Annotated in this window: 1 protein-coding gene; it reads right to left on the bottom strand. The window is 77.3% G+C overall.

Annotation, left to right across the window (positions count from 1 at the left end; genetic code table 11):
* Positions 1-309: DUF222 domain-containing protein (locus tag E9565_RS22085; RefSeq protein WP_236836747.1), on the bottom strand; the 309-nt coding region annotated here is incomplete at its 3' end.
* Positions 310-326: the final 17 nt, after the last annotated feature.

Genomic DNA, 326 nt, shown 5'->3' with positions numbered 1-326 from the left:
GCCGTCGGCGCGCAGCAGCTGGGCGTACTGGTCGATGGCGTCGGCGCAGGCCGCGGCCAGGTGCACGGGCAGGTCGGCGACGAGCTGGCTCATCCCGTCACCGGTGCGCCGGACCGTGACGTCGGCCCGGTGGGCTGCTTCCTCGCGGCGCTTGTCCAGGGCGTCGGCGTCCAGCCGGGCCAGGGCGCGGCGCACCCGGGCGCGCAGCTGGGGCACGGTCAGCCGCACGGCGTGGGGCAGGACGCGGCGCTCGACCTCGGCAACCACCTCGGGCCGGGCGGTGGACAGCAGGTCGACCAGGGCGCGCATCCTGCGCACGTCGATGC

The sequence above is a fragment of the Blastococcus sp. KM273129 genome, assembly GCF_021698995.1.
GTDB lineage: Bacteria > Actinomycetota > Actinomycetes > Mycobacteriales > Geodermatophilaceae > Blastococcus.
This window is presented reverse-complemented; position numbering and strand designations above follow the sequence as displayed.